Here is a 1,544-nt window from a genome sequence, read left to right as displayed (position 1 = left end):
TCCCCGATCCCCGCCTCCAGCCCGGCGACGCGGGCGGCGATGCGGAAATGCGGGGCGTGGTCGGGGCCGGAGCGCTCGACGACCTCGTAGACCGGGATCGCGAGGCCGCGGCCCATCGCCCATTCCTGCAGCGCCGACTTCGCGTCGCGGCCGCGGGGCGCGCCGGTCGGCTCGGCCGGGCGGAAGGCGGATTCGATAAGCGCCCGGGCGGCCTCGTAGCCGGCATCCATGTAGACCGCGCCGAGGATGGATTCGCACACGTCGGCCAGGATCGTCTGGTTGCGGCGCCCGCCGCCCAAAACCTCGCCCTGCCCGAGGACGAGGTGGGGGCCGACGTCCCAGGCGGTGGCGACGGCGGCGCAGGTCTCGCGCCGAACCAGGCCCGCGAGGCGCCGCGAAAGGTCGCCCTCGTCGGACTCCGGGAAGGCGGCGTAGAGCCTGTCGGCGATGGCGAGGCCGAGGACGCGGTCGCCGAGGAACTCGAGGCGCTGGTAGCTGCCGACGCGGCCGGCCGCCTTGCTGACATGCGTCACCGCGCGGGCGAGCAGCGACGGGTCGGCGAAGCTGTGCCCGATCCGCGCCTCCAGCGCCGACAGGTCGGGCTTGGGCCGCGCCTTGCGCCGGGCGCGGGCGGAGGGGCGCGCCTCGTCGGCCAAGGCGGAGGTCAGTGGATCGTCGAGAACAGGCGGCCCCAGCGCACGTGGGCCGGCCAGTTCCATATCTGCCAGGCGGGCGTGCCCTCGTCGATCGAGAAGAAGATCATCTCGGCGCGGCCGACGAAGTTCTCGAACGGCACGTAGCCGACGTTGGCGAGGTCGCGCGAATCGGTCGAGTTGTCGCGGTTGTCGCCCATCATGAAGAAGTGGCCCGGCGGCACGGTGTAGAGTTCGGTCTTGTCCCAGAACCCGTTGTCGCCGTCGCGCTCGATCGTGTGGTGCACGACGCCGTTCGGCAGCGTCTCGTTGTACTGCGGCACCTTCGTCGCCTGGCCGTAGGGGTCGATGGTCTCGTAGTCGGCGATGCGCTCGCGCTTGACCGGCTTGCCGTTGATGTTGAGCACGCCGTCGATCATCTGGATCTTGTCGCCGGGCAGGCCGATCACCCGCTTGATGTAGTCGGTGGCGTTGTCCTTGGGCAGCTTGAACACCGCGATGTCGCCGCGCTTGGGCTCGGCCGCCCAGACGCGCCCTTCCGACTTGATCGGAAGGTACTCGCTTAACGGCAGGGAGTACTTCGAGTAGCCGTAGGAGTACTTCGACACGAACAGGTAGTCGCCGATCAGCAGCGTCGGGATCAGCGAGCCGGAGGGGATGTTGAACGGCTGGAACAGGAGCGTGCGCACCACGAGCGCGATCAGCAGCGCCTGGATCCCGACCTTCAGCGTCTCGCGGATGCTGGCCCAGGTGCCCGGCTGCGTGCGGACTTCGTGCTTTCCGTCCCGATCCAAGCGCGCGCGTTCCATCTGTCGATCCGTCTGGCGATCCGTCCGGGACGAGGCCGACGGCCCGCGCGGGCCGTCGGCCTCGTCCCGGACGGATCGCCAG

The 1,544-nt window shown here is 70.1% G+C and carries 2 protein-coding genes; both read right to left on the bottom strand.

The window, feature by feature from the left end:
- Positions 1–656: ribonuclease III (rnc, locus tag FV222_RS25635; RefSeq protein ID WP_246685665.1), on the bottom strand; the 656-nt coding region annotated here is incomplete at its 3' end.
- 8 nt (positions 657–664) lie between these two features.
- Positions 665–1,462 (bottom strand): signal peptidase I, encoded by a 798-nt coding sequence (lepB, locus tag FV222_RS25630; protein WP_147750492.1) that lies wholly within the window; start codon positions 1,460–1,462, stop codon positions 665–667.
- Positions 1,463–1,544: the final 82 nt, after the last annotated feature.

Source organism: Methylobacterium sp. WL103 (genome assembly GCF_008039885.1).
GTDB classification, from domain to species: Bacteria; Pseudomonadota; Alphaproteobacteria; order Rhizobiales; family Beijerinckiaceae; genus Methylobacterium; species Methylobacterium cerastii.
Note: the sequence above shows the minus strand (reverse complement) of the source record. Positions and strands in the feature narration are given on the sequence as shown.

Coding starts and splice junctions, on each gene's coding strand:
- lepB (WP_147750492.1), bottom strand. CDS start 1,462: ATGGAACGCGCGCGCTTGGATCGGGACGGAAAGCACGAAGTCCGCACG.